18 protein-coding genes and 1 riboswitch are annotated in these 26142 nt (G+C 49.0%); of the genes, 3 read left to right on the top strand and 15 right to left on the bottom strand.

Annotated features, from left to right (window positions below; genetic code table 11):
* From DW922_RS04150 to DW922_RS17910, 10 genes are all read right to left on the bottom strand, one after another.
* The coding region (locus DW922_RS04150; RefSeq protein ID WP_147353358.1) for a heavy metal translocating P-type ATPase at positions 1 to 1580 on the bottom strand (1580 nt) is incomplete at its 3' end.
* Positions 1581 to 1686: 106 nt separating this feature from the next.
* Positions 1687 to 1995: a metal-sensing transcriptional repressor gene (locus DW922_RS04155; protein ID WP_118721115.1), complete on the bottom strand. Its 309-nt coding sequence runs from the start codon at positions 1993 to 1995 to the stop codon at positions 1687 to 1689.
* A gap of 382 nt (positions 1996 to 2377) precedes the next feature.
* Positions 2378 to 5995, bottom strand: a complete 3618-nt coding sequence (locus DW922_RS04160; protein ID WP_195714997.1) for an AMP-binding protein — start codon at positions 5993 to 5995, stop codon at positions 2378 to 2380.
* A 604-nt stretch (positions 5996 to 6599) separates the two neighbouring features.
* The gene (locus DW922_RS04165; protein WP_118725909.1) at positions 6600 to 7172 is read right to left on the bottom strand and encodes a GNAT family N-acetyltransferase; all 573 of its coding nucleotides are present in this window, start codon (positions 7170 to 7172) and stop codon (positions 6600 to 6602) included.
* Positions 7173 to 7216: 44 nt separating this feature from the next.
* On the bottom strand, positions 7217 to 8005 hold the full coding sequence (locus DW922_RS04170; protein ID WP_118725910.1) for an ABC transporter ATP-binding protein: 789 nt from the start codon (positions 8003 to 8005) through the stop codon (positions 7217 to 7219).
* Positions 8002 to 9069: an iron ABC transporter permease gene (locus DW922_RS04175; RefSeq protein ID WP_118543301.1), complete on the bottom strand. Its 1068-nt coding sequence runs from the start codon at positions 9067 to 9069 to the stop codon at positions 8002 to 8004. Before DW922_RS04175 ends, DW922_RS04170 begins: the two co-directional genes overlap by 4 nt.
* 31 nt (positions 9070 to 9100) lie before the next feature.
* Entirely contained in the window at positions 9101 to 10198 is a 1098-nt protein-coding gene (locus tag DW922_RS04180; RefSeq protein WP_118725911.1) for an ABC transporter substrate-binding protein, read from the bottom strand.
* Positions 10199 to 10450: 252 nt separating this feature from the next.
* A riboswitch (cobalamin riboswitch) is annotated at positions 10451 to 10637 on the bottom strand.
* 36 nt (positions 10638 to 10673) lie between these two features.
* The gene (locus DW922_RS04185) at positions 10674 to 12743 is read right to left on the bottom strand and encodes a diguanylate cyclase (protein WP_118725912.1); all 2070 of its coding nucleotides are present in this window, start codon (positions 12741 to 12743) and stop codon (positions 10674 to 10676) included.
* 23 nt (positions 12744 to 12766) lie between these two features.
* Entirely contained in the window at positions 12767 to 15583 is a 2817-nt protein-coding gene (locus tag DW922_RS04190; RefSeq protein WP_243032043.1) for a PAS domain-containing hybrid sensor histidine kinase/response regulator, read from the bottom strand.
* A gap of 15 nt (positions 15584 to 15598) precedes the next feature.
* Positions 15599 to 15985 carry a hypothetical protein gene (locus tag DW922_RS17910; RefSeq protein WP_243032045.1) on the bottom strand — a complete coding sequence of 129 codons (387 nt, stop codon included), beginning with the start codon at positions 15983 to 15985 and terminating at the stop codon, positions 15599 to 15601.
* Between the two features lie 247 nt (positions 15986 to 16232).
* Between DW922_RS17910 and DW922_RS04195 the strand changes: the two genes are divergently transcribed.
* From DW922_RS04195 to DW922_RS04205, 3 genes are all read left to right on the top strand, one after another.
* Entirely contained in the window at positions 16233 to 17603 is a 1371-nt protein-coding gene (locus DW922_RS04195) for an MATE family efflux transporter (RefSeq protein ID WP_118725913.1), read from the top strand.
* A gap of 260 nt (positions 17604 to 17863) precedes the next feature.
* Positions 17864 to 19228, top strand: coding sequence for a threonine/serine exporter family protein (locus DW922_RS04200; protein ID WP_118725914.1), 1365 nt, complete (start codon positions 17864 to 17866; stop codon positions 19226 to 19228).
* 199 nt (positions 19229 to 19427) lie between these two features.
* Positions 19428 to 20555, top strand: a complete 1128-nt coding sequence (locus DW922_RS04205) for a 5-methyltetrahydropteroyltriglutamate--homocysteine S-methyltransferase (RefSeq protein WP_118725915.1) — start codon at positions 19428 to 19430, stop codon at positions 20553 to 20555.
* Positions 20556 to 20931: 376 nt separating this feature from the next.
* Here DW922_RS04205 and DW922_RS04210 read toward each other — a convergent pair whose 3' ends face one another.
* The 5 genes from DW922_RS04210 to add form a co-directional block, all read right to left on the bottom strand.
* A complete protein-coding gene (locus DW922_RS04210) occupies positions 20932 to 21894 on the bottom strand; it encodes an alpha/beta hydrolase (protein WP_118725916.1) in 963 nt (320 codons plus the stop codon).
* 30 nt (positions 21895 to 21924) lie between these two features.
* The gene (locus DW922_RS04215) at positions 21925 to 23055 is read right to left on the bottom strand and encodes a J domain-containing protein (RefSeq protein WP_118725917.1); all 1131 of its coding nucleotides are present in this window, start codon (positions 23053 to 23055) and stop codon (positions 21925 to 21927) included.
* Between the two features lie 5 nt (positions 23056 to 23060).
* Complete coding sequence (locus tag DW922_RS04220; protein ID WP_118721104.1) at positions 23061 to 23684, bottom strand: DUF4317 family protein; 624 nt, start codon at positions 23682 to 23684, stop codon at positions 23061 to 23063.
* Positions 23685 to 23788: 104 nt separating this feature from the next.
* Complete coding sequence (locus DW922_RS04225) at positions 23789 to 24754, bottom strand: carbohydrate kinase (RefSeq protein WP_118725918.1); 966 nt, start codon at positions 24752 to 24754, stop codon at positions 23789 to 23791.
* A 231-nt stretch (positions 24755 to 24985) separates the two neighbouring features.
* On the bottom strand, positions 24986 to 25996 hold the full coding sequence (gene add, locus DW922_RS04230) for an adenosine deaminase (RefSeq protein WP_118725919.1): 1011 nt from the start codon (positions 25994 to 25996) through the stop codon (positions 24986 to 24988).
* Positions 25997 to 26142: the final 146 nt, after the last annotated feature.

The raw sequence follows: 26142 nt of genomic DNA on the forward strand, positions 1-26142 counted from the left end.
GTGAAGTTTCCGCCGCAGAGTTCGCTGCCCTCGTAAATGGCAGAAAGACCATTGCCCGGAAGGGCTGCGAAGTCTTCCACCTCGCCTGCGGTAATGCCGTCTGCCTCTGCACGCTCGTTGATCGCACGAGCAAGCGGATGCTCGCTCTTCTTTTCCAATGCATAAGCCAGTTTCAGAAGTTCCTGCTCACTGTCTGCCTCTGCCAGGACCACATCGGTCACCTTCGGCTCACCGCTTGTGATGGTACCGGTCTTATCCAGTGCCACGATGTCCATCTTGCCAGCTTCCTCTAAGGAAACTGCGGTCTTAAACATAATGCCATGCTTCGCGCCCATGCCATTTCCTACCATAATGGCAACCGGAGTCGCAAGACCCAGCGCACACGGACAGCTGATGACCAGCACGGAAATGCCGCGTGCCAGAGCAAAGCCAATGCTCTGTCCGGCAAACAGCCATACCAGTGTGGTCAGCACCGCAATCGTGATGACGGTTGGCACAAACACACCGGATACCTTATCGGCAACCTTTGCGATCGGCGCCTTGGTCGCTGCTGCATCGCTGACCATCTGGATGATCTGGGAAAGAGTGGTGTCCTCGCCGACTCTCGTTGCTTCGCAGCGGATAAAGCCGGACTGGTTCACGGTTGCGGCAGACACGCTGTCTCCCACCGTCTTGTCGACCGGAATGCTCTCACCGGTCAGGGCTGCCTCATTTACGGCACTGCTGCCCTCTAATACCACGCCGTCCACCGGAATGTTCTCACCCGGGCGGACCACAAAGACATCGCCCTTCTGGACCTCTTCAATGCCAACGGTAACCTCTTCGCCGCCGCGCACCACCACCGCCGTCTTCGGAGCCAGCTTCATGAGGCTCTTCAACGCATCGGTTGTCTTGCCCTTGGATCGGGCCTCCAGCATCTTTCCGACTGTGATCAGCGTCAGGATCATAGCTGCGGACTCAAAATAAAACTCGTGCATGTAGCTCATGACCGCATCTGCATTGCCCTTTACCTGGGCATCGGTCATGGCAAACAGTGCGTAGGTGCTGTAAACGAATGCCGCCATGGAGCCAAGCGCTACCAGAGTATCCATATTCGGCGCTTTGTGCCAGAGGCTCTTAAATCCGCTGAGAAAGAATTTCTGGTTGATGACCATGACAATGGCTGTTAAGATCAACTGGATCAGTCCCATGGCCACATGATTTCCATCGAAAAACTTCGGAAGCGGCCATCCCCACATCATGTGACCCATGGAAAAATACATGAGCACGATCAAAAATCCCAGGGAATACCAGAGTCTGCGTTTTAAGACCGGCGTCTCATGGTCCTTTAATGCTTCCTCTGCATCCAGCGCCTGCGCTTTCACTGCCCCGTCTTTTCCGGCACCTTTTAACAATGCACCGTATCCGGCTTCCTGCACTGCCGAAATGATATCAGCTGCACTTGCCGTGCCCTCCACTCCCATGGAGTTGGTCAGAAGACTGACCGAACAGGATGTCACGCCCGGCACCTTGGAAACCGCTTTTTCCACACGGCTGCTGCAGGCTGCGCAGCTCATACCGGTTACTGTATATTGTTCCATATTGCTTGCAAATTCCTCCTTCTTTATTTTTATCTCAAAAACACTTACAGCGTTTTCGCTCTCCATTTTTTCCTGCACCGTTTCTATGGCACTCAGACTACGGCTATTACTTCATCAGACGCTGCAAAACTTTCAGCAGTTCATCGATTGTTTCATCGTGACCTTCGCGGATGTCATTCGCCACACAGGTACGCAGATGATTCCCTAAAAGCACCTTGTTAAAGCTGTTGAGCGCTGCATTCGCCGCTGCCACCTGGATCAGAATATCCGGACAATAGGCATCCTGCTCCACCATATTGCGGATTCCGCGGATCTGCCCTTCGATGCGGTTTAAACGGTGGATCAGGTCCTTGTATTCCTTTTCGGAACGCTCTTTCTTTTTATGACAGCAGTAGCACTTTTTTTCTTCTTTCATTTCTGCCGCCTGCGCCTGTTCCGTTGGAACGGTATCATCATTCTGAGTTTTATTTTTCACCTGAGCGCTGTTTTCCATTCCAGTTGTAGTATCCAGCGGAACACCATTTTCCATTCGGATTGTATCGTCTTTCTGAGCACAGCCTTCCATCTGGGTATTATCATCCATATGAATACAGCAATCCTTTCGGTTTTTATTTTCCATGCAATTCCACCTTTCCTGTGATGTCAATGCTTCGTTCACATACCCCCACGGGGTATATTGAGTATAGAAAAAAACTTCACATCTGTCAATAGGCAGCGTGAAGTTTTTTTCTCAATAAGGTAACATACATTTCATTTGCGCAATGCATGAACAGTAACGTATCCCTGATTGCTATTTTTTATTTCCAAATAATCTCCGCCGGCACATGTGCCTTTCCGCACTGCGCCTCTACATAAGCCTTCAGCGCATCTTCGTCCTGCTCCATGGTTCCTTTGACTTCGGCTGTCAGAAGCAGTTTGTTGCCCTCTGCGTAGCGGACATACGCTTCTGCCTCTTCCACGCCCGGGATCTGTTTCAGCACAGTTTCCAACTGATGCAGATCGTGGAAATGGCGGCCCGTCAGTCCCTCCTGCATAATGGTTCTGCCGCCCTGTTCCAGAAAATCCAGGGAGCCGTCCGGCAAAATTCTTGCGATCCGGCCAGTATCATACAGCTTTCCAGGGCCGTACGGGTTTGTGATCTCATCTAAGCAGGTTTCCGGCTTGTGATCCATCACATACAGCTCTCCCCAGGCTCCAAACGGCTTCTTCTTGCAGTTCTCATCAAAGACATATACCTTGATCTGCTCTTTTCCATCGACACCGCTTACCAGCTGTCCTCTGGCTTCCTGGTTCAGTGCTTCCACCAAAATCGTGTAATGCAGCGGGAAGAGCTTGTCCGGCAGATGCCGTTTTAAGCGGCGCACCAGTGTTTCCTCCTGCATGGCATCCATCAGACATTCCATCACTTCCATAAAGTTCTGAAGCTGAAGGGTGTCAAACCGGTTCTCCCAGTAACGCAGTTCATAATAATAACCGCGATCATCGGTAAATACCTGCAGATGGAACGGCAGGGAATCTAACTGCAGATGTTCCCGCTTCGCCGGATACCCTCCCACGGTATTTAAGTTCACAATGTCACCCTGATACTGGAAGAACATCTCGTCCGCATGCAGGTTCGATATGTAACAGCGCATGGTATCCATGATCTGTTTTCCGTTTTTCTTTAGCAGCTCCGGCACCGTCTGGTCTTTTTTCTCCGTGCAGCGGAAGAAATACGTCAGAAACAACGGACCAGCAAGACGGTTCCAGCGGCTGTCGGTTCTTCCACTGTGAATGGAAGAAGAAACCGTGTCTTTTTCATTGCTGAACAGACCAATGCTTAAATTGTATGCAGTCAGGAAAAAGACGTTCTCTGACACTCCGTATTTTTTGCAGAATGCCGTAACGTTTTTCCGGTTCAGGCTCTCAAAACGGCCTTTTAACACAGCATCTACTCCATGCTCCAGATGATAGCAGTCCTTCCGGGCAAGGATGCTTTTTCTTACCTTGAAATCCTTCATCAGGCTGCGGAAATATTCCTCATTTTTCGCACGCAGTCCTCTTGCATCCCGGTCTTTTTCATCCAGGATGTACTCGTAAAACGTATAGGTTTCCGGCTCTACCGCCTTGCCCAGATACAGCTGGTTTAAGTCCTCCAGCAGCACATTCATGGTCATGCCATCGCCGATGATATGGGCAATGTCAAAGAAGAAATAGTTTGCGGAATCAGTCTGGTAAATGCCAATGTGGAACAGGTTTTCTCCCTCGCCGTACAGATACGGATACAAAAGTCCCTTCCGCGTCTCCTCCCACTGGGCATCCCCAAGCTTCACGACCGGAATCTCAATCTTGCGTTTATCATCGCGGAACATCTGGTAACGGCCCTCGGACATCTGGATGATGGCCTTTAATTCCGGATGCACCTCAAACAGCTGCTCCACCGCAAATTTCAGGCGGCGCAGGTCGGTACGCTCATCCAGCTTGTAGAAAAACGGCAGGTTTGCCGTGGTATTTCCACGCATGACATAGGCAAAATAGAGCTGCAGGTTGGTCAGCGGATATACTGGGCGCACCGTGTAATCCACCTGGTTTTTCCCTGCTCCCTCCTTTGCAAATGCCTCCAGCTTCAGCACGGATGCGTGCTGCACCAGATCATCTAATGTCATGGAAATCTTTAAGATCTGGTAAAGATCTGTCAGCAGCATGACGCTTCCAAGGGAGTCCAGGCCAGCCTCATAAAGCTCCGTACCGATGCCAAAACGGCGGTGTCCCAGCACGCCTGCAATGCACTCATAAATCTGCTTCTGAAGCTCCGTTTCCGGCATACGCAGGTTCTTTTCGCTCTGTTCCTCAGTCTTTTTGCCTTCCAGATACTGGTTACGGATGATCTTTTTCGAAGAGGTTTTCGCAAATGGAACTTCCCGGATATTGCTGCGCAGAATGCGCTTAAAGGTCGGCAGCTCTTCATTGTGTTTTTTGATGATCTGGGCCACGGTTCCATCAATATCAGTGATATTCGCAGCCTCCGCATACTTGTAGTTCGGGTACACCTCTGCGCAGATCATGTCATCTGCCCCGTACACCAGAATGTCCTCGATCAGGCGCTCATCTTCAAAGAGATTTTCCAGTTCCTCCGGTGCTACATTCTCACCGTTGCTTAAGATGATCAGGTTCTTTTTCCGGCCGGTCAGGTATAAGAATCCCTCTTCATCGACATGACCGATATCGCCCGTGCAAAGCCATCCATCTGGCGTGATTGCTTCCGCAGTCTTATCCGGTTCCTTATAATATCCCATCATGACAGACGGGCTCTTTACCTGGATCTCGCCATCCACGATCCGCACCTGGCAGCGGTCCACGATACGGCCAACCGATGCGATCTTATCCGGTCTCGTCCAGTCCGGGGAAGAAATCTTCGGGGAACACTCCGACATGCCGTAGCCCTGTGCAATGGCAATGCCAAGACGCTGGTAATTCGCTGCCAGATCCGGTGCCAGGTAGCCGCCGCCGCTGATGATCTTGTGAAGTCTGGTTCCAAGCACCTGCTCCTTCACCTTGCGGACCGGGATTTCCGGGTGCTGGCGGTTCAAGATTGCAATGCGGTTATACAGTGCTTTCGCCATCATCGGAACCATGCGGATGACCGTCGGCTCAAACAGCAGAATATGCTCTGCCAGCTTCTTCATATCGCGGTTTAAGCAGAGGATCCCGCCATAACGCATGACCGTAAACACATCACCGTTTAAGCAGAAAACATGGTGGATCGGCAGGACATTTAAATAGATTTCATTCTCTGGATGATTGGTGTCCGTGGTACAGAAGTTATTATCCATCAGGTTGCCGTTAGACAGCATCACGCCCTTCCCGCGCCCGGTCGTACCGGAAGTAAACAGGATCATGGCGCACTCCTCCGCCTTCGCATCTGACTCCACCTGTCTGCCTTCGTATGCCTTCAGGATCTTATCGGAACAGTTTACATGCTTGCCATGCTGCAGTGAAATATACTCCATCACATTCGGGCAGGCATCCTGCACCTGCTCCGTGATCGGATGAAAGTCCCAGTCATAAAACAGCACATCCACATCCGAACGGTTCAGACACTCCGCCAGCTTCTCCGCATTGAGCTGCACATCCAGCGGAATTCCCGTATCGCCGCCGCTCATAACACCAAGCAGCACCGCCAGATAATGGTGACTGCTGACACCGAGAATGCCGACCTTCAGCTTATGCCCCACCTCGGCCCGCTTCTCCCTGGCCCAGGCCGCGATCGCATCGCACTCCTTCGCAAACTGCTCATAAGTAACACGGAAAACCTCTCCGTTTTCTTCATATTGTAAAAATACCCGGTCCTTATGCTCCGCTGCCGCATTGTGCACCAGCGCGTGGACCGTTCTTGTAGACTCGTAGGTGATCATACCATTCCTTTCATGGAGCAAATGTACTCCTGTGGATCCCACTTTCCGGGTTGGACGCATCGACGATACATTTTCAAGATCCCGCAAATTAAAAATGAGACAGATTTTTAGTATCTGTCTCAAATATAGCACCATGCTGTTTTTGTGTAAACCTTTTGACCAGTTCGAATTTTTAAACGAAAGGCACGACTTGCAAGAATTACAGAATTACGAGAATCAGGAACGATTGATTGATGTTTTCGTCATAGTATAATAAAATTACATTCATGGAACCCACAACAGGGGGTGGCAGCCTCCCGGACGAATGAACCGGTTTTTTCCGGAATACATACGAGGGAGGTGGCGCCGATGACCGCTTATGAAATTATTTCGATTTTCATTGGGGTATTAGCTTTGCTGATGTCCTTTGGCAGTTTAATCGTAGCGTTGCTTGCCTTTCTCGATAAGAGAAACAAGCATAAATAAAAATGCCCGCCCTGTTAGCACCAGGACGGGCGCCTCTGTTTAAGAGGTAACAAGCCAGTTCGGGAACTCCACCTTTTGGAGTGGGACTCCTAAGAGACATCTGTTAGCGCAGATGTCTCTTTTAAATTTATTATAGCACAATCAGATACCGATTGCAATCTCATTTTTGTTTTTGCAACTCACACTTGTAAACACGCTGATAAAGAATTTTTTGAATCTGCTCGAATTCTTCCTGCGACACAGCCTTTCCGTATGTCATGATGCGAAGCGGCACCGAAGATTTTCCCTTGGAAATCGGCGGCTGCATGTACGGATAATCATTAAAAACAAAACCATTGCGCTCATAAAAGCCAATACGTCTGCGTGCCAATTCGGCGTCTGGAAGTTCCACCTCCAGGCAAACCGGCTTTTTACTAAGTTTTACCAGTTCCTGAAGCATACCGGAGCCTGTCCCACTGTTGCGAAGCTTCGGATCTACTGCAAAATGTTCCACAAAGATAAACTCAGCGAATTCCCATACGGCAAGAAAACCGGCTGGCTTATCTTTCAAAGCACTATCAGGAACTTGCGATTCTAAGCTTTCCGATCCGATTGGCATATAATAAATGCCATACTCCGGCTCTTCGAATAGAGCAAGCTGTTCTTCATATGGACGGTACTCATCATCAGGGAAGCTGGCTTCCATAATACGGTAAATTTCTGGAAATTGCGATATTACCATTCGCTGCAACATAGTAAATTCTCCTAAATCATTCCTATTTTGTAAAATTTCTGCTGTTACTTACAAGCTTTTTCCCTCACCCATCCCGGCAGATAATAAATCTGAATTTTCCCGGTCACGTCATTTTTCGTGATCTGCGCTTCGATTCCAAAATACTTCCGGATGTTTTCCTGCGTCAGCACCTCTTCCGGGGTCCCGCTGTCCACGATCTTTCCCTGATACAAAAACAGGATCCGGTCACAGTAAAGTGCTGCCAGATTTAAGTCATGAATCGAGGAAAAGACGGTGACATTCTGCCCGCGCAGAATATCCATGATCTGGTACTGGTAGCTGACATCGAGGTGGTTGGTCGGCTCATCCAGCACGATATAGCGGCTTTCTTGCATCAGTACACGGGCCAGCAGAACACGCTGTTTTTCCCCGCCGGAAAGGCTTAAATATGAGCGGTTTTCATAGCCGGTGAGGCCGACTTCCCGCAGACATTGTTCGCACAATTCCCGGTCTTTTGCGGTGTCACCTTCCAAAAATTTCTTGTGTGCGTAGCGGCCAAACATGACCATATCCCGCACGGTAAAGTCAAATTCAAGCTGGTTTTCCTGTGCCATGACAGCCAGTTCTCCCGCCATTTTCTTCGCAGAAAACTCTGTAATATCTTTGCCGTCTAAAAAGATCGTGCCGCCTTTTGGCTTGTACGTGCGGTAAATATGCTTTAACAGCGTGGACTTTCCGCAGCCGTTTGGTCCCACAAGTCCCACAAACTCTCCGTCCCGGATTTCCAGGGAAATCTGCTTTAGGATCTGGTCATTTCCAATCTGGTAATCCAGATTTTTTACACATAAACTCATCGGCCCACACTTCCTTTCCGGATCAGATAGAGGAAGAACGGCGCACCGAAAAATGCCGCGATCACGCCGATCGGCAGTTCTTCCGGCGCAATGATGACGCGGGAGATCAGGTCCGCGATCATGGCGAACAGTCCGCCTCCCAGGATCGATACCGGGATCAGCCGCTTATGCACGGAACCTACAAATCCGCGCATGATATGCGGCACGACCAGGCCTACAAATCCGATCACGCCGCTGACCGAAACGACCACGCCGGTCAGGACTGTGGAGGCCAGAATGATCAGCAGTTTGATGCGTCTGGTGTCAGCTCCCAATGTCTCTGCCACATCATCACCAAGCAGCAGCACATCCAACTCCCTGGAAACTAAAATGATGAGGATCATGGTCACAGCCGCCACGATAAAGACGTATTTTACCCGGCTCCAGGTCGCACCGCTTAAGGAACCTACCATCCAGTACAGCGCCATTTTTGTCTTGTCCGAACCATTGTTGAATCCGTACACGATCAGGTTTGTGGTTGCGGAAAACAGCGCGGAGGTAGCAATTCCGGCTAAAACCAGCTGCGTGGAGGTAATCCTGCCCTTCAGGGAGGCGATGCTCAAGGAAAGGCAGATGGCCGCTGCCGCTCCCAGCGTTGCGCCAAAGATTACCGCATAGCCGCCCAGAAAGCTGAACCACCCCAAAATGATCACACTGACCGCACCGGCAGAAGCACCGGAGGAAATGCCCAGCACATACGGATCTGCCAGCGGGTTCTTCGTCAGCGCCTGCATCAGCACACCGCAAAGCGATAATCCGGCTCCCACGATAAAGGCCATGATCACGCGCGGAAAGCGGATATTCCAGATGATATTTTCCGTTTTCTGCTCCCAGGTAACCGGAAACAGATCACTTCCCGATGCCTTATTTACGATGATCTTTAAGATTTCATCCGGCGACACATGGATGGCTCCAAGTGTCACGGAAATGGTTGTGACGAACGCGATCAGAAGCAGGACGATCAGGAGTGTTACGGCAAAACGGCCCGTTTTCCGTCCATTATTTTTACTGATTTCTGATTTCATTTTCTGTTTTTTTCTCCTAAAACGGGGCCAATTAGAATTTGTCCGGATACAACTGCTTTGCGATCTCTTTTACCGCCTCTGCAGAACCTGCAGACCCCTGCATATCACTGCAGCATGCAGAGTAGATCTTGCCCTCTTTGACTGCTCTTAAATCCTTGGTGAACTCGTTGGTCTCCAGAAAATTTTTCTTCTCAGAAATGTCTCCGGTGTAGTCCAGGATTAGGATCACATCCGGGTCGCGCTCTACAACTTCTTCCCAGGAAGGAGTTGCCCAGCCAGCCTCAATGTCATCAAAAATGGAGATTCCGCCAGCCAGTTTGATGATGTCGCCCGGCATACCCTGACATGCAGTAAACGGTGCATCCTCACCAGAATCATAAGCAAATACCGTAACCGGATTCTGGTAAACATCCTCACCGAGAGTATCTTTTACTTCCTGAAGGGTGTCCTTCATTGCCTGTATTTTTTCAGAAGCAACATCCTCTGCCTGGAAGATTTTTCCTAAGGTCTCATAGTCCTTGTAAAGATCCTCAAAGGTTGCCTGATCGGAGCATACGTATGGGAAATACATGGCAATTCCGTTTGCATCACAGAACTCTTTTCCGAAGTTTTTATCAGAAAATACAGAGTCCCAGCCCATCAGGAAATCACAGCCGGTAGCTGCAAGCTCCTCTTTCGACAGATTGGAAATGCCCTTTCCTGCCTCCAGAAGCTGCGGCACCTTGTCTCTTGCCGGATACTGGGAAACCGTACTCCAGCAGCTTCCCTTCGTGTAACCAACCATCTGGTCTTCCAGTCCCAGATCAAAGAAGAAATCTGCCATCTGATCACCGGATGCCACAACAGCAGATGGCTTTTTGGTAAAGGTATATTCTACATTTTCACCCAGACCAGAACGCTGCAGGTTTAAGGTAATGGTAACCGGCTCGTAAACTTCCTCTGCACCATCTGCCTTTGCCTCATCAGCTTTGGATTCTTCGGTTTCTGCCTGTTTCGATTCTTCAGCACTGCTCTCAGCAGCAGTCTCTGCCTTGGAAACAGTATCTGCATTTTTTGCGCCGCAGCCAGCTACCAGGCCTGTCATCATACAGGCAGCCATAGTTAATGTTACCAGTTTCTTGTTTCTCATAATTGTTTCCCTCCTGATGTTGAAAATGAGTAAAAATTAATTTTCTGTACACCCATGCAGGAATGTGATGCAAAAACATAACTTGCCCTATCGCAATGTCATATAAAAAAGAAAAAGCACCATTCAGCCTATCCAACGATAAACCGAATGATGCACCGTATTTTGCATCCAGGGGACACGTTTATTCCTGTTCACACATGCGTGTCAAACAGCAGACTTTCCCCTTGTTTCCCTTGCCATGTCATGGACCGTGACAGCAAAAGTGGAAAAAGCAGGTCTTCTGGCTTGCGCGGCAATGTTGTCCGATTTCTTCCCATAATGATACAGTGAAATGCAGACTGCCTTTTATGCGCTTACAGCGGCGGCACCGCACGGGACTTCCACCCGTTTCCCTTTTCACCGGTCCCAAACGACCGGCACTGATTCCGCAGCATAGTTTACGACATACAGGCTGAAACTGTCAATACAAAACCTGTTATTTTCTACTTTTCCCTTTCAGTTCTTCTTCCACCTGGGTCAGGCACTGGATCAGCAATGGATTGAATGCCCCGTACTCCCCATTTTTGATCATTGCAATCGCAGTCTCATGGGAAAACGCCTGCTTGTAGCACCGTTCACTGGTGAGTGCATCGTAAACGTCAGCCATGGATACCAGCTGTGCACTGATTGGGATCTTATCTTCTTTCAGTCCATCCGGGTATCCGCTTCCATCCCATCGTTCATGGTGCCAACGGGCAATTTCATAGGCTGTCTGCAGCAGCGGTTCTTTCTCAAAGTTCTCCAGCTTCTGGAGCATCTCGGCTCCCATCATGCTGTGCGTTTTCATGATCTCAAACTCTTCCTTTGTCAGTCTTCCTGGCTTGTTTAGAATCTTTTCATCTACTGCGATCTTACCAATATCGTGCAGGGCGGAAGCCAGCGGAATGTACTCTTTTTCTTCCGGCGTGAGCTTATATTTATCTGTGATCGTAGTCAGGTGATTTAACAGAAGCTCTGTGATTCTGCGGATGTTACGCACATGAGAGCCGCTTTCCCCATTTCGAAATTCCACGATCTGGCTCAACACCCCAACCAGCATGGACGTATTGTGCTCCTGCTTACGGATCTGCCTGGACACCAGCTGCACCAGACGCCGCTGCTTTTCATAGAGCTTGATGGTATTTGCCACACGGCGGTACACGATCCGCGCATCGAACGGGCGGTTCACATAATCAGAAGCTCCAAGCTCATAAGATTCACGGATCACCACCTCCGAGTCATCGCTGGAGATCATGATGACCGGAATATCTTCGATGATATGGTTTGCATTCATGGCTTTCAATACCCCAAACCCATCCAGTTTCGGCATATTGATATCCAAAAGTATCAGCGCGATCTGCTTTTGATTCTCATATAAGATTTTCAATCCTTCCTGACCGTCTTCTGCCTCCATGATCTGGTAATCGTCACTTAAGATTGCAGCAAGCAGCTCCCGGTTTAACTGGGAATCATCCACGATCAGGATCTTCTGGTGTTCCCGGCTGGAGGCAGCGCCATGTGCCAGACTCTGTTCCTCTTCGCTGCCCTCCACGATCACCTTGTTCTTATGACGCTTCGCCTGGTACATCAGGCGGTCTGCCCGGCAGACAACTGCTTCCATCGGCTCTGCAAGCGTCTGCATAGCACCTCCGATACTCATGGAAAGCTGAATATGCGCATACCCTGGAACACTGGCATGGTATACCTTTTCGCGTACCTGATCCAGCTTTGCCTGGAAGAAATGAGACGGAATCCCGACTAAAACCAGCAAAAATTCATCACCGCCATAGCGGATAAACATATCTCCCGTGCGGATGCAGGCGCGAACCGCTTTCGCCGCAGTTTCCAGGGCACGGTCTCCCGCCTGGTGACCATAGGTATCATTATAGATCTTAAAATCATCCAGATCCATCAATGCCACACCGGAAGGACCGGTAAAATCATGTACAACTTCTTCATAATAACGGCGGTTATAAGCACCGGTCAGCGCATCGAGGTACAGCTTGGTATTGTATACCTTTTCCACCTCCAGCAAAGCTTCCAGCTTCTGCGTTTTCTGCTCCAGCTGTGCTTTATATTGTTTTAAGCGGTACTGCTCCGTGCGGTCCAGCACATAATTTACCCCCAGGATATCGCCCGTTTTCTCATCTTCAAACATCGCCAGATGATCCTCTGCCAGCATCGGCTCGTAGGTCGCCGTCCTCGTCCAATACGTGAAGGAAATATGGCGTTCCCCCTTTCGGTAACGCGCCAAAAGACTTTCCCGGTCCAGAACATCCAGAAAATCCTTTCGTCCTTCTTCCGGGATCGTCAGAGCCCACTGCGCCACGATCTCTGTAAAGCTGGAATTTTCCGGCATTCCAAGCTGTTTATTCAAGTCATAATTTACCCCGTCCACGACCTGATGCATGACACCTGGGATCAGGTTCTTCGTGAGGTTGATGCTACAGTAACCATCTGCGATCGCAAAAACAGCTTCTTCCAAAAAACGGTTATTTAAGTCCATATGTTTCTCTTTTGTTTCCATGTTCTGATACACTTTCTTTTATTTTACCCAAGCCACTGCCGGAGCACTTCGTAAAGCTTATTCAGCTCCAGCGGCTTTGCGATATGCTCATTCATACCGGTATTCTTCGCCAGCTGGACATCCTCCGCAAAGGCGTTCGCGGTTGTCGCAATGATCGGCAGCTTCCCGCGCCGTCCTGGCAAGCTGCGGATTGCGGCAGTCGCTTCGTACCCGTTCATGACCGGCATCTGGATATCCATAAACACCAGATCGTATTGGTTTTCCTGGGAAAACGCGATTTTCTCCACAGCCTCCCTTCCATTGGAAGCGCATTCCACCTGCGCACCGGACATATGGATGATCTCCGCCGCAATCTCCCGGTTCAAGTCATTATCCTCTACCAGAAGAATCCGTTTTCCAGAATAGTCACGCTTTGCGATCTCAGAAAGATAATCCCTGGACTGGTTTTCACGCTCTGCCTGCCCGGATACCAGCATTTTTAAGGTGGCTGTCAGTCTGGATGGAAACAGCGGTTTCGCGATAAAGGCATCGACCCCTGCTGCCCGTGCTTCTTCTTCAATCTCACTATAGTCATAAGCGGTCAGGACGATGATTGTCACCTCACTGCCTGCAAACTTACGGATCTGTCTGGTGGTTTCCAGACCATCCATGCCTGGCATGTGCCAGTCCATGATGATCGCAAAATAGTCATCCTGGCGGTTATGACGTTGTACCGTGCGCTCTACCGCCTCCTCGCCGGAGGTCACCCATTCCCCGGCAATTCCAATTTCTTCCAGCGCCGCAACAGTACTCTCACAGCAGGAAACCTCGTCATCCACAACCAGAACCGGCAGATCCGTCAATTCATCGATCATGACACTTTCCTTCTCCTGAAGCTTCAGATAAATTGTGATCGTGACTTTCGTTCCCTCTCCCTCTTTACTCTCCACCTCAATCTCACCATTCATCATGTGGACAATGTTTCTTGCAATGGCCATGCCAAGACCGGTTCCATGAATGTTGGTTGTCCGGTTATCATCTGCCCTGGTAAACGGCTGGAACATGATCTGCTGGAACTCCTCGCTCATTCCGATTCCATCATCCTCGATGCAGAAGGTAAAGCAGCCCAGCTCAGAAAATCCGTTTGGCTTTTCCTCAATGGTCAGGCTGATATTTCCGCCATCCGGCGTATATTTGACCGCATTGCCCATCAGGTTGAGGAATACCTGCTGAATGCGCAGGCTGTCACCGCAGACTGCTTCATGCTCCAGATGTTCCACATTGACCTTTAAGTGATGCCCGTGCTCCTCAATGTCAGGCGTGATCATAAAGATCAGGTTATCTACCAGATCCGAAAGGCCGAACTCTTCATCGGTCAGGGAAATTTTTCCGCTCTCAATACGTGCCATATCCAGCACTTCGTTAATTAAACGCAGCAGGTGCCTGCTGGACTTTGTGATCTTCCCAAGGCAGTTTGTAACCCGCTCCTGATTCTCAATATTCGCGCCCGCCAGCGCAGTCAGTCCCACGATCGCATTCATGGGAGTCCGGATATCGTGGCTCATATTGGAAAGGAATTCTGTTTTTGCCTTGCTCGCGCGGTCAGCCGCCCGGAAGGCATCCTTTAAGGCTTTTCTTGATTCCATCTCTACCCGTTTTTCCGCGGAAATGTCCATGGAGATCCATAAAACCTTTGTCAGCGTCCCCTGCTCCCACTCAATCGGCACAAACGATGCCATCCGGAACTCTTTCTCATCCATTGAGCAGTACTCAAACTTATAACTGTCGCTTTCCTGTCTGATCTGCCTGCGTAAATGCTCTGTAGAAAGGCAGACCGCCAGGCACTCCTGCTTCTCCAGCGTCTTAAAACGCTCCGTCACCATCCCGGCAAAATTGCTGTAGGATCCCTTTGGCGGATATTTCTGCTCTATGTTGATGTTATAGTATTCATACCGGTCGTATTTCAGGTCACAGATCGCGAAATGATCGACAACATGGATCATGCTGTGGATGAGATGGGCCATGGCAGAATTATCATCCAGCATTTTCTGCCGTTTTTCTTCTTCCTCCCTTGCTTCCGTGATATCGCGCAAAAAGATGATGGCATACTGAGTGCCTTCCAGTTCCCCGCGCATGATCACATTGCGGATCCAGCGCTGCTGCCCGTTTAAGAGAATCTGGCATTCCAGACTCTGTTCACTATCGACAGAAGAAAGCTTTTCCTCCATATTTTTCCGGTCATAAAAGGTTTTCACTGATATTTTGTCATCGGCACATACATAGTTTTCCACAAAGGCACTGATCAGCTCGTCCCAGGTATAGCTCTGCTCAAAAATGCTCATCAGGGACGGCTCTACTTTTAACGATTCGAAGGAGTTGTTCTGAAGATCCACATAATACTCACAAAGATTTGCTTTCGTAAAAGCCTGATGAAACGCATTGGAGCGCTGGATCTGCATCAGGGCTGCCTTTTCCTGATCGATATTGATGAAGATTCCCGCAATTCGCCGTGCGCTTCCGTCGCGTCTGCGGATGATCTCGCCAATGGCGCGGTACCAGTGATACGAACCGTCCGCCCGCTTTAACTGGTAATCCACATGATATTTCGTCTGGTTCGAGGTATCCCGGATTGCCTCATGAAGCCGCGACACCACCCGGTCGTGGTCATTCGGATGCAAAAGCTCCGACCAGGATTCCAGCACATCCGGGAAATCGACCACATCATGATACCCCAGCATAACCCGGAAGGTATCACTCCAGTTTACCCTCAGAATCGTTCCGTCCCGGCCGCAGTCCATATACCAGGGACCAGACTGGATGGCCTCGTTGATCAGAATATAGTTCTCATACTCCCAGTCCACGCGAACTGCCAGGATTCAGACCGGTCTGCCGTCCGCGTCGTTTGCATCAGCTTTGTACACCTGGACATCAACCGGAGTGCCGTCTCCGGTGATCATCTGGCCTTCCAGCGCGCCCTGCATTTTTCGAAGCTGCTCCGGCTCCAGCCAGCAGAGACTTTTTCCGCAGCAGATATTTTTAAGGGAACCTTTTGCGAATGCATAAAATTCCTCCGGTCTGTAATTCAGGTTATCTAACAGATAGTCACTGACGGAAAGAAAGGTCAGCTGGTCATCGTAATATCCAACCATGGTACCGACTGCATGATTGTTCGCGATTGCCGACTTGATGGCATTTAATGCATCCTGACCGATCCTGGTATCCTGCTCCAGATAAAGTTCTTCTCTCCTGTAACTGCTGTTCATTGCCTGTTTCTCCTCAATTGCCTGCATTCTATTTTCAAGCGTAATACAGCGACAATATAGCATAGATTCTGCGCATTCCGCGACAGATTTGACATATTTGTATCAAAATTTGTCAAATTTTTCAGTCCAGAGACTTCCCTCTTGTGACAAATTTTTATCGTCAGATTTTTTGTAATCAGGAAAGATGCTCTTGACTCTGCAATCATTGTAATGTTTATAATAAGAAGTACAAGGAGGACAAACTTTCATGGAACATAATTTAACAACCGGAAGCGTACCAAAAACCATCTTACTGTTCTCGCTTCCGTACTTTCTTTCTTATTTTCTTCAGACGCTTTACGGAACTGCCGACCTGTTCATCATCGGCCAGTTTAACGGAGTCGGTGCCACTACGGCCGTTTCCATCGGAAGCCAGGTCATGCACATGCTGACCGTCATGATCGTCGGACTGGCCATGGGAACAACCGTCATGATCGGACGTGCCGTCGGCGCCAATGACCGCGAACAGGTGAACCAGTCCATCGGCAATACCGTAACACTGTTCATGCTGCTTTCCATTTGCCTTACCGTAGTTTTGCTGTACTTTGTAAAGCCGATTGTAGCAATCATGTCCACTCCGCAGGAAGCCGTGAAGAATACCATCACTTACTTAACGATCTGCTTTATCGGCATTCCATTTATCACGGCTTACAACATCATCAGCTCCATCTTCCGCGGGATGGGAGACTCGAAAAGTCCGATGTATTTCATCGCCATTGCCTGTGCGTTTAACATTGCCCTCGACTACCTGTTCATTGGAGCACTGCATATGGGGCCTGCCGGTGCAGCACTTGGCACTACCCTGTCCCAGACGATCAGCGTGCTGGTCTCCCTGACCATGGTATTCCGCAAGAAGATGATTCCGGGTTTTCAGCCTGTAAATTTAAGACCAGTCAGATCGGTTATGGGAAATCTTTTAAAGATTGGCTTTCCGATCGCCATGCAGGACGGATTCATTCAGATCGCATTCATCGTGATCACCATCATTGCCAACCGCCGTGGCTTAAACGATGCAGCGGCAGTCGGTATCGTGGAAAAAATGATCAGCCTGTTTTTCCTGGTCCCGTCCTCCATGCTCTCTACTGTTTCTGCACTCTCTGCCCAGAATATCGGTGCCGGAAAGCACGAGCGGGCAAGCCAGACGCTGCTTTGCGCCATGAGTATTACCGTTTCCTACGGTATCATTATCTCCGTACTCATGCAGTTTCTGGGCGGCTCGGCAGTCCATCTGTTTTCTGATAACGCCGATGTGGTCCGTCTCGGCAGCCAGTATCTGCACAGCTATATCTGGGACACCATTTTTGCCGGGATTCACTTCTGCTTCAGCGGATATTTCTGCGCGTATGGCCTTTCCGGTATTTCCTTTATGCACAACCTGGCGGCCATTATCTGCGCACGTATTCCGATTGCTTACCTGGCATCCAGACAGTACCCGGACACGCTGTTCCCGATGGGATTTGCCGCACCAGCCGGTTCATTTCTGTCTGTGATCATCTGCACCGGCGCGTTTATGTGGATGAAGCATGGGAAACACGCAGAAAAACTCTTCACAACTTCCCGACAGACCAATCATGATTAAAGAGCACGCCCTACTTATATAAATTATTTGATTGAACAGAATGTGGCAGAAAGCCGCATGGATTATGAAACCAGGGGACGGCTGCGGGTGGAATAGCAGATTTTTTCGAAAATCAAGCCATACAAATTTTATATAATCACTATATCAATGATACTGTTTTCATATTGTACACACAAAGGTATAATCTCTTTGAGAAAAATATGTCACTGTTTACGGGCAGCGCAAACAGCAGCAAAAATACCAGAAAAGAGTGAGTACCGATGATAAATAATCCCTTCACAACCGGTCAGCCGCAGGCCTATACCGACATTATGGAAAAAAATCACATGGAAATTCCATGGCATGCTTATGCAGATGCAGACAGCCACGTGCTGATCGCAAAAGCCGGATTGATTGAAAAAGCATCCGTCATCGGTCGGGTTGGGCTGATCATGCTTTCCTGCGGAACCGGAGCCTGGCGTGTCCGCACTTCCATGAACCGGCTTTCCAGAGAACTGGGGGTTACGTGCGCGGTAGATGTTGGTCTTATGTCCATTGAATTTAACTGTTTTGACGGTCATGACTGTGTTTCCCAGTCACTGTGCATCGCCAACACCGGAGTCAACACAGCCAAACTATACCGCATGGAGCAGTTTGTTGACAGTTTTCCGCACGAGGAAGCGCACCTGACTGGAGAAGAAATCCACAAGTGCCTGGATGAAATCGAGAGAATTCATGCGCTTTACTCTCCGCTCCGACTGGGTCTGGCGGCCGCCATCGCCTGCTGTGCTTTCACCTTTCTGCTTGGCGGAGGTCCTGTGGAAATGATCCTTGCCTTTCTTGCAGCCGGAATTGGAAACCTCATCCGCACCAAATTGATCAAGCATCATTTTACCCTCTATATGAATATCGCGGTCTCCGTATCCGCAGCATGCCTGGTCTATGCCCTGCTGCTGAACCTGGCCGAACTTATCTTTCATATACCCGAATTTCATGAGGCTGGATACCTGTGTTCCATGCTTTTCATCATCCCTGGATTCCCGTTTATTACCAGCGGGATCGACCTTGCAAAGCTTGATCTGAGATCCGGTCTGGAACGGCTTACCTATTCCATCATCATCGTTGTTGTGGCAACCATGTTTGCCTGGATCATGGCACTTCTTCTCAACCTGCATCCGCAGGATTTTTCTTCCATGAATCTTGCCCCGGGTCTTCACCTGCTGCTAAGACTGATTGCCAGCTTCTTTGGTGTGTTTGGCTTCTCCATTATGTTCAACAGCTCCATCCCGATTGCTGCGACCGCCGCCATCATAGGCGCCATCGCCAATACCCTCCGTCTGGAGCTTGTGGATCTTGCCGGTGTACCAGCTGCAGCCGCCGCATTCAGCGGTGCGCTCACGGCAGGACTTTTGTCTTCCCTGATCAAAAAATACAATGGTTATCCGCGGATCTCTCTTACCGTTCCATCCATCGTAATCATGGTTCCGGGGCTTTATCTGTACCGGGCAATCTACAACTTTGGCATCATGTCGCTGACCGAAGCAGTCTCCTGGTCCGCCGCTGCGATCATGATCATCATTGCTTTGCCTCTTGGACTGATCTTTGCCCGGATCATAACCGACAAAGCATTCCGTTACTGCACGTAACCAAATTTCCAATAAAATCAACAGACTCTCCCCTGCCACCGCCTCGATATGTCAGACAACAAAAACAGCGATTCGCTATAGTTTTATCCTATGGCAAACCGCTGTTTTCCCATATTTTACAAATTCCCTGCTTGTCCGTACAATAAATACATCAATTCCAGACTGCAAATGGAAAAACAATCGAAAAGGAGCATTCCCCATGAGCAATTTCTATACACCATTCCGTTATGATTACGTAGGCAGCTTTTTACGCCCGGAATCCGTAAAAGAGGCCAAAAAACAGTTCGAAGAAGGCAAGATCAGCAAAGATCAGTTAGACACCGTGATCAACGATGCGATCCGCGATGTTGTGGCAAAGCAAAAGGCTGCCGGTTATCATGTGATCACCGATGGAGAATTCCGCAGAACCTACTGGCATCTAGACTTTATGTGGGGTTTTGATGGTGTTGCCCACAAACAGAGCGGTTCCGGCGTACCGTTTCACGCAGAGCTTGCAGCAGTTGAAGATACTTATCTAGTTGGCAAGGTAAAAGCGAAAGCACATCCTTTTGTAGAGTACTTTAAATTCTTAAAGCAGTTCGAGGATGAGAATACCGTTGCAAAATATACCATTCCAGCTCCAGCCCAGATGTTCCAGCAGATGATCGTTCCACTAAACCTGGAAAGCACCAGAAAGTTCTATCCGACCAACGAAGAACTGATCCATGACATCGGTGTCGCTTACCAGGACGTGATCCGTCAGTTTTATGAAGCCGGATGCCGCAACCTCCAGTTCGATGACTGTACCTGGGGCGCAGTCGTAGGCGATGCTGCCAAACTGCGTTACAGTGCTCTCGGTCTTAATCTGGACGACGTAAAGACCGAACTTTTGAAAGTCAACAATCTGGCGCTGGAAGCAAAACCGGCCGACATGGTGATCAACTCTCACATCTGCCGCGGAAACTACCACTCTACCTTCTTTACCAGCGGTCCGTATGACTCCGTTGCAGATTATGTTTTCGCCCAGGAACACGTTGATGCCCTCTATCTGGAATATGACGATGAGCGTTCCGGTGGCTTCGCTCCGCTCGCAAAGGTAAGCCCGGACAAAAAAGTGGTACTTGGTCTGATCACAACCAAATCCCCGAAGCTTGAGGACAAGGAGACCGTAATCCGCCGGATCCATGAAGCTGCCAGATATATCCCGCTCGACCGCCTGTATCTCAGCCCGCAGTGCGGCTTCGCATCCTGTGAAATCGGCAATAAGCTCACCGAAGAAGAACAGTGGGCAAAACTGGCTCTGGTCAAAGAAATTGCTGAGGAAGTCTGGAGCAGTGAATGTTTGTAAAATTTTGTAAAATTTTTTTGTGATATTTCGTGTTTGAAGAATATTGCATTCCTTGTCTGCATATGCTATAATGCCATTAGGCAAAAAGTAGCAATGTTCCACACGAACAAAGAACGAAGCCCTCAACCGTGTTGCCGCACAGTTGAGGGCTTCTTCTTGTTTATTATCCTGGCCAAGCATCCAGTCGGCTATTCTTTGTCGTCCTCATGCTTACTGTCTAGCCATTTGATGATGTAGTGGCAAACCACACCACCTGCGACAGTAACAATAAAAGTAACAATGTATTCCACACAAACACCTCCTCCTGTTGCCAGGTATTGGTGGGACAACACAAATAGTGTATCATACATATATTTTCCAAACTACTTTTTTGTCGTCAATTGGCTCTTTTTGTGCTTATATTTTCTAACCATTCTATTATGTCCCCAAACACTTCCTGCCGATTCACCTCATTGAGAACCTCATGGCGTGCCCCCGGATATAGCTTCATTGTTACGTCTTCCACTCCAATTTTCTGATACAGCTTCACCAGCTTTTTGACACCTTTCCCCTGCTCTCCCACCGGGTCCTGGTCACCGGACAGGATCAGATACGGAATCGTTTTCGGAATATATCCGTCTTGTTCTGCCTCTTCTGCAGCGCGAATCTCATGGAAAAAGTCCCGGTATCCTCCTGCCGTAAAGATAAAATTACAGACTTCATTGTGCAGAAAACGGTCTACATAACGCTCGTCCCTGGTCAGCCAGTCATAATGTGTCCGGATCGGCCAGAATTTCCGGCTGTAATTTCCAATCGACATTTCATACAGCAGACGGCTCCGATAATGATTTCCACATAATTTTCCAAACATCATCGCTAGCATTTCGCCGGTAAACACAAGGCCGGGAGATGGAAAACCTGTGCCTAACAGGATCACGCCATCCGGTTCTGCCCCCGGATAGGCCGCCAGATACCGTCTGGTCAGAAAAGAACCCATACTGTGTCCCAACATCACATGCTTTGCATGTGAGAACCGTTTGGCTCCGTAGCTGGCAATGCGGTGCATATCACGAATCAGGAACGTTCCACCCTGATGTTCCCCGAAAAATCCCCGTTCTTCTTTGCACGGCGCTGTTGAGCCATGTCCAAGACAGTCATGCCCGATCACGGCAATGCCATGCTCTGCCAGAAAAGATGCAAATTCTCCGTAGCGGCCCATGTGCTCATTCATCCCATGTACCAGCTGTACCCAGAGCCGAATCTGCGGCTGCTGTCCATTTTTTAATTCCGGCATCCACTCCACACAATGCAGCCTGTTTTTCCCGTCACTGGACGGCAGGTAAAATTCCCGTTTCTTCATTATATAATATCACCCCAACTTTCCCGAAGATCAAAAGTTCAAAATCTTTGCAATTTCAAGATTCGTATCACTGTCAGCATGCCACGATAGCTCCGGTTCCATACGGAAATACAGATCAATCTCTGCCACAGTCTGGCGTCTTCCATTCTTTCGCACCGCCTTTTTCTGCCGCACCACCATTTTTATCTGGCCTTTCCGTTTTTTCAGAAGCGGGATCAGACAGAAATACAGCCAGTCCTCTTTCAGCGAAAGGTGACCCAGACTCATTTCTTCCTGCGTCTTTACCATGATCTTATTTCCCTGAAATGACTCTGGAAACAACCAGTCTCCCTCGTTTAACGCATCCAGCCGTTTTCCAAATGTTCCATACGGCCCTGAGCCAAGAAATGCCTGAAAATGGTAGATCACACGTCCATTCTCATCGCTCTGTTCTGGTTTTGCCAGACGCTTCAGCGTCTTGACCGGATGAAGAAACTGTCCTGCCAGAAGAGGGATCAGCTGCGCCTGACGCGCAAATCGTTCTTCGGCACTGATACCCATTTTCCCTTTTCCAGATGTCAGCCACGCTTCCTCCGCCTGTTCCAGCAGTTCCTTTGACGCATGATGAAGACTGGTCAGAAACAAAGAAAAGGTCTCTTCTTCCGGATTCCAGAAATACCGTCCCCGGGCTGCTTTATAGTAAAGCGGTGTTTCCGTCTCGGTTTTCATACTGTAATGGCAGTAAATATTACGCTCACAAAACGCAGATTCATTCTCCTCGCCATTCTGGTACGGAGCCCATTTTTCGCGATCTGAAGCAGAGTTTTGCTGATATTTCTCTTTCCAGTTTTGTTCACGATACCCACCTGCCTGTTTTTGTCCACTGTGTCCCTTCGCTGAATTCGTTCCACTACGTTGCTGTTTCTCAAAGCAGCTCTGCACACTCCCCCATTTTCCCTGCTTCGAAATTTCCCGTAGAACCTGATATGCCTCATTGATTTCCTGGGAACGCCGCACATATTCCTGACGGATTTCCTCCGGCTGATCCCGGTCCACCGCATCTGGGTGAAAAGTTCCCATCAGCTTCCGGTACTTCTTTTTGGCTGTATCAAAATCATCTTTCTCGGACAGATTCAGAATCCAGACCGCCTGCTGCAACTTCATCCTGTTTCGACTAGCCATAGCACTTAACCTTTTAAGATCCAGGCACCCAGTTTTCGGTGCACGCGCTCTGGATTCTTTTCAAAGATATTTACAAAATTCAGTGCTGCGCCGCGCTCCTTAAATGCCGGGTATAAAAATCCAAACTCTGCCTCTCCCGGCTCATACTCCCCTGCCAGCGGACTGACAGTTAAGATCAGATATTCGTAAATCTCCTCGGATCCCTCCAGCCACTCTTTGTCACTTCCCTTTACTGGTACATCGTACCGTCCGTGGAAGAGAAATACCGCATACGGGTAACCTGGCTGGAAATGTTCTCCAAATACTTCGTAAAACAAATCCAACGACGCATCATTCTTCATACCGTCTTTTTTGATGGCGTTAAGCAGCTGCCATAATCCGCCCGGCTTTCTTGCGCTGTCTGGAATGCGATATTCTTTTAACTGTTCATTGGTGCTCGAAAATAACACAGACTTGGCAAGATTTAAGTTTTTCGTCCGCTCCGGCACAGACAGTTTCAAAAAATTGGTATTGAAGGTTCCGTCCACATAGCCTTCCTCGTCAAAATATGCCCCGGCGATCCGCCCAACCGACGAGCGTGCCGGTGTCATGCGCCTGGTCAATTCCAGCATATCTTCCCGGTTAATCATAATAATCCCCTTGATTGTTTTCTTCTATTATATATCGGGAACGAGATAGAAACAACTAATAAAAACTCCCAGACATCGGTACTTATCCGGTGCCTGGGAGTTTTTTATACGCCATACGCGCGTTTCATTTCTTCCATTGTTGCCATATCAGCGCCCATCTTTCCAACGGTAAGAGCGGCGTAATCGGCAGAAAAATTTAAAAACTGAGTCAGGTCCCGCTCAGAAATGGAGTCGAGGTCGTCTCTCGTGCAGCCAGACTGGACAAGCTGGAAGAGGAAGGAACCTGCGAAGGAGTCGCCTGCGCCAGTTGTATCAACGACCTGTTTCACCTTGCGGGCAGGCGTATGAGCTGCAGCTGTTTTGGTATAAACACTGGAACCGTTTGCGCCCCTGGTCAGAATCACCAGCTTGCAGCGCCCTTCGAACAATTTTGCAACAGCTTCCGTTTCGGTTTTGCATCCGGTAACAAATTCGACTTCATCATCGGAAAGTTTGATAATGTCTGCCATCGGAAGAAATTCCCGAATGGTTTTCTGACAGTCTTCCGGACTATTCCACAGAGGAAGCCGGACATTTGGATCAAAGCTGACAAGGATTCCTTTTTCCTGTGCCATTTGAATCAGTTTCTCATGTGCATGTTTTATCGGAGCGTCTACCAGATCAACAGAACAGAAATGGATGATTGCTGTGTCAGTTAACATTTCTTCTGTAATCTGTTCCGGAGCGAGAAACAGATCCGCGCTTGGATTGCGGAAAAAAGAAAATTCGCGGTTTCCACCTGCATCCAGGGAAACGAAGGCAAGACCGGTATTCGCTTTCTCGGTTTGGAATACATATCTGGTGTCTACGCCATTTTCCTGCAATACATCTCGGATGTGTTCTCCGAATGCATCTTTTCCGACTTGAGAAATCATAACACCGCGACCGCCAAGTTTGCTGACAGCGGTGACGACATTGGCAGGAGCGCCTCCTGCCACGCGTTTAAATTCAGTTACATCTTTGAGTGCGCAGCCTTTCTGCTGTGGGACAAAGTCAATTAAGAGTTCTCCGATTGCGGTAACTTTTTTCATAAAAAATCCTCCTGTTATACCGATTCCCAGTGGAAGATATCGGCGCGTTCTCCTAGAACCATCTTCCTCACTGAGTGTCAGACTCAGCAGTCCTTTGTTCCATTCTATCGCAGCGGCGGTTCCAATTTCAAGTCGGAACGTATTTTGAATATTCTGAATCAACAATTCTGCCATAGAATCCGTTTGAATAGAACATTTTCCCTTCTGGTTCTGCGATTCCTACATCTGCACTCAATCTGCTGCATACACCGCAAGAATCTTCTCCCGCAGCATCTCCTTCGTTTCCTCACTTGCAAACGCCGCATCTGCCGCATTCAGCAATAATTTCTTTTCCTGTGCTTTTGTCAATCCAAACTCGCGTCTCAAATATTCAAATTCTTTTGACAGGCAGGTTCGCTCAATTCCCATATCATCCGTATTGAGCGTAACCCTGATTCCGCTTTCCAGGAAAGGAATCAGTGGATACTGTTTCATATCCGGGATTGCGTGCGTCTGACGGTTACTGGTCGGGCACATTTCCAGAGTAATGCCTCTGTCTCGGATCTGTTCCACCACGCTTTCATCCTCCGTACTGCGCACCCCGTGACCGATCCGTTTTGTTCCAGTCTGGATTGCCGCGCGTACACTCTCCGGTCCTGCTGCCTCTCCCGCATGAACAGTAAACGGGATTCCCATTGCCTTTGCCTTTTCAAACAGACCGAGATATTTCTCTGTCGGGAACAGTGCCTCTGCTCCGGCAAGATCCATAGCCGTCACACCATGGTCCTCAACCAGATATTGCTTAGCCAGCATCATGGTTTCCTCATTTTCCTTTTCATTGCCCTCGCCGCGCATGCAGCACAAGATCAGGTTTGCCGGAATCGGAGCATCCTTTAAACCCGCGATGGCCGCCTGCACTGCCTCCTCCTGAGTCATACCATCCAATGTATGAAACTGCGGCGCAAAGCGCAGTTCCGCATAGATCACGCCATCCGCTGCCATATTCTCCAACACAAGAGTCACTGCATTCTTCAATCCTTCCAGTGTCTGCATCAGTTTCCCCGGCAGGTCAAAGCACTGCAAAAAGTCATTTAAACTCTCGCAAGACTCCGGCACCGACAAAAGCGCCAGAAGTTCGTCATCCTTGTCCGTTGGCAGCGCAATATTCTGCAGTGCAGCCAGCTTTTTCGCAATATCTACGGTCACACTACCGTCCAGATGGGCATGAAGATCAATTAGACAACCGCTATTCTCTCTATTCATAAACAATTCACCTCATATACTATTTACAAATGCATAATCTCCTATTATTGTACGGTGTTTTCCACACTTGCGCAAGGATATATAACAATATCACACAGTAAACATAAATGGGCCGGAAGGTTCCGTCCCCGCCGAATGGCGGGGAC

Source organism: Clostridium sp. AM42-4, from assembly GCF_003480105.1.
GTDB lineage: Bacteria > Bacillota > Clostridia > Lachnospirales > Lachnospiraceae > Brotaphodocola.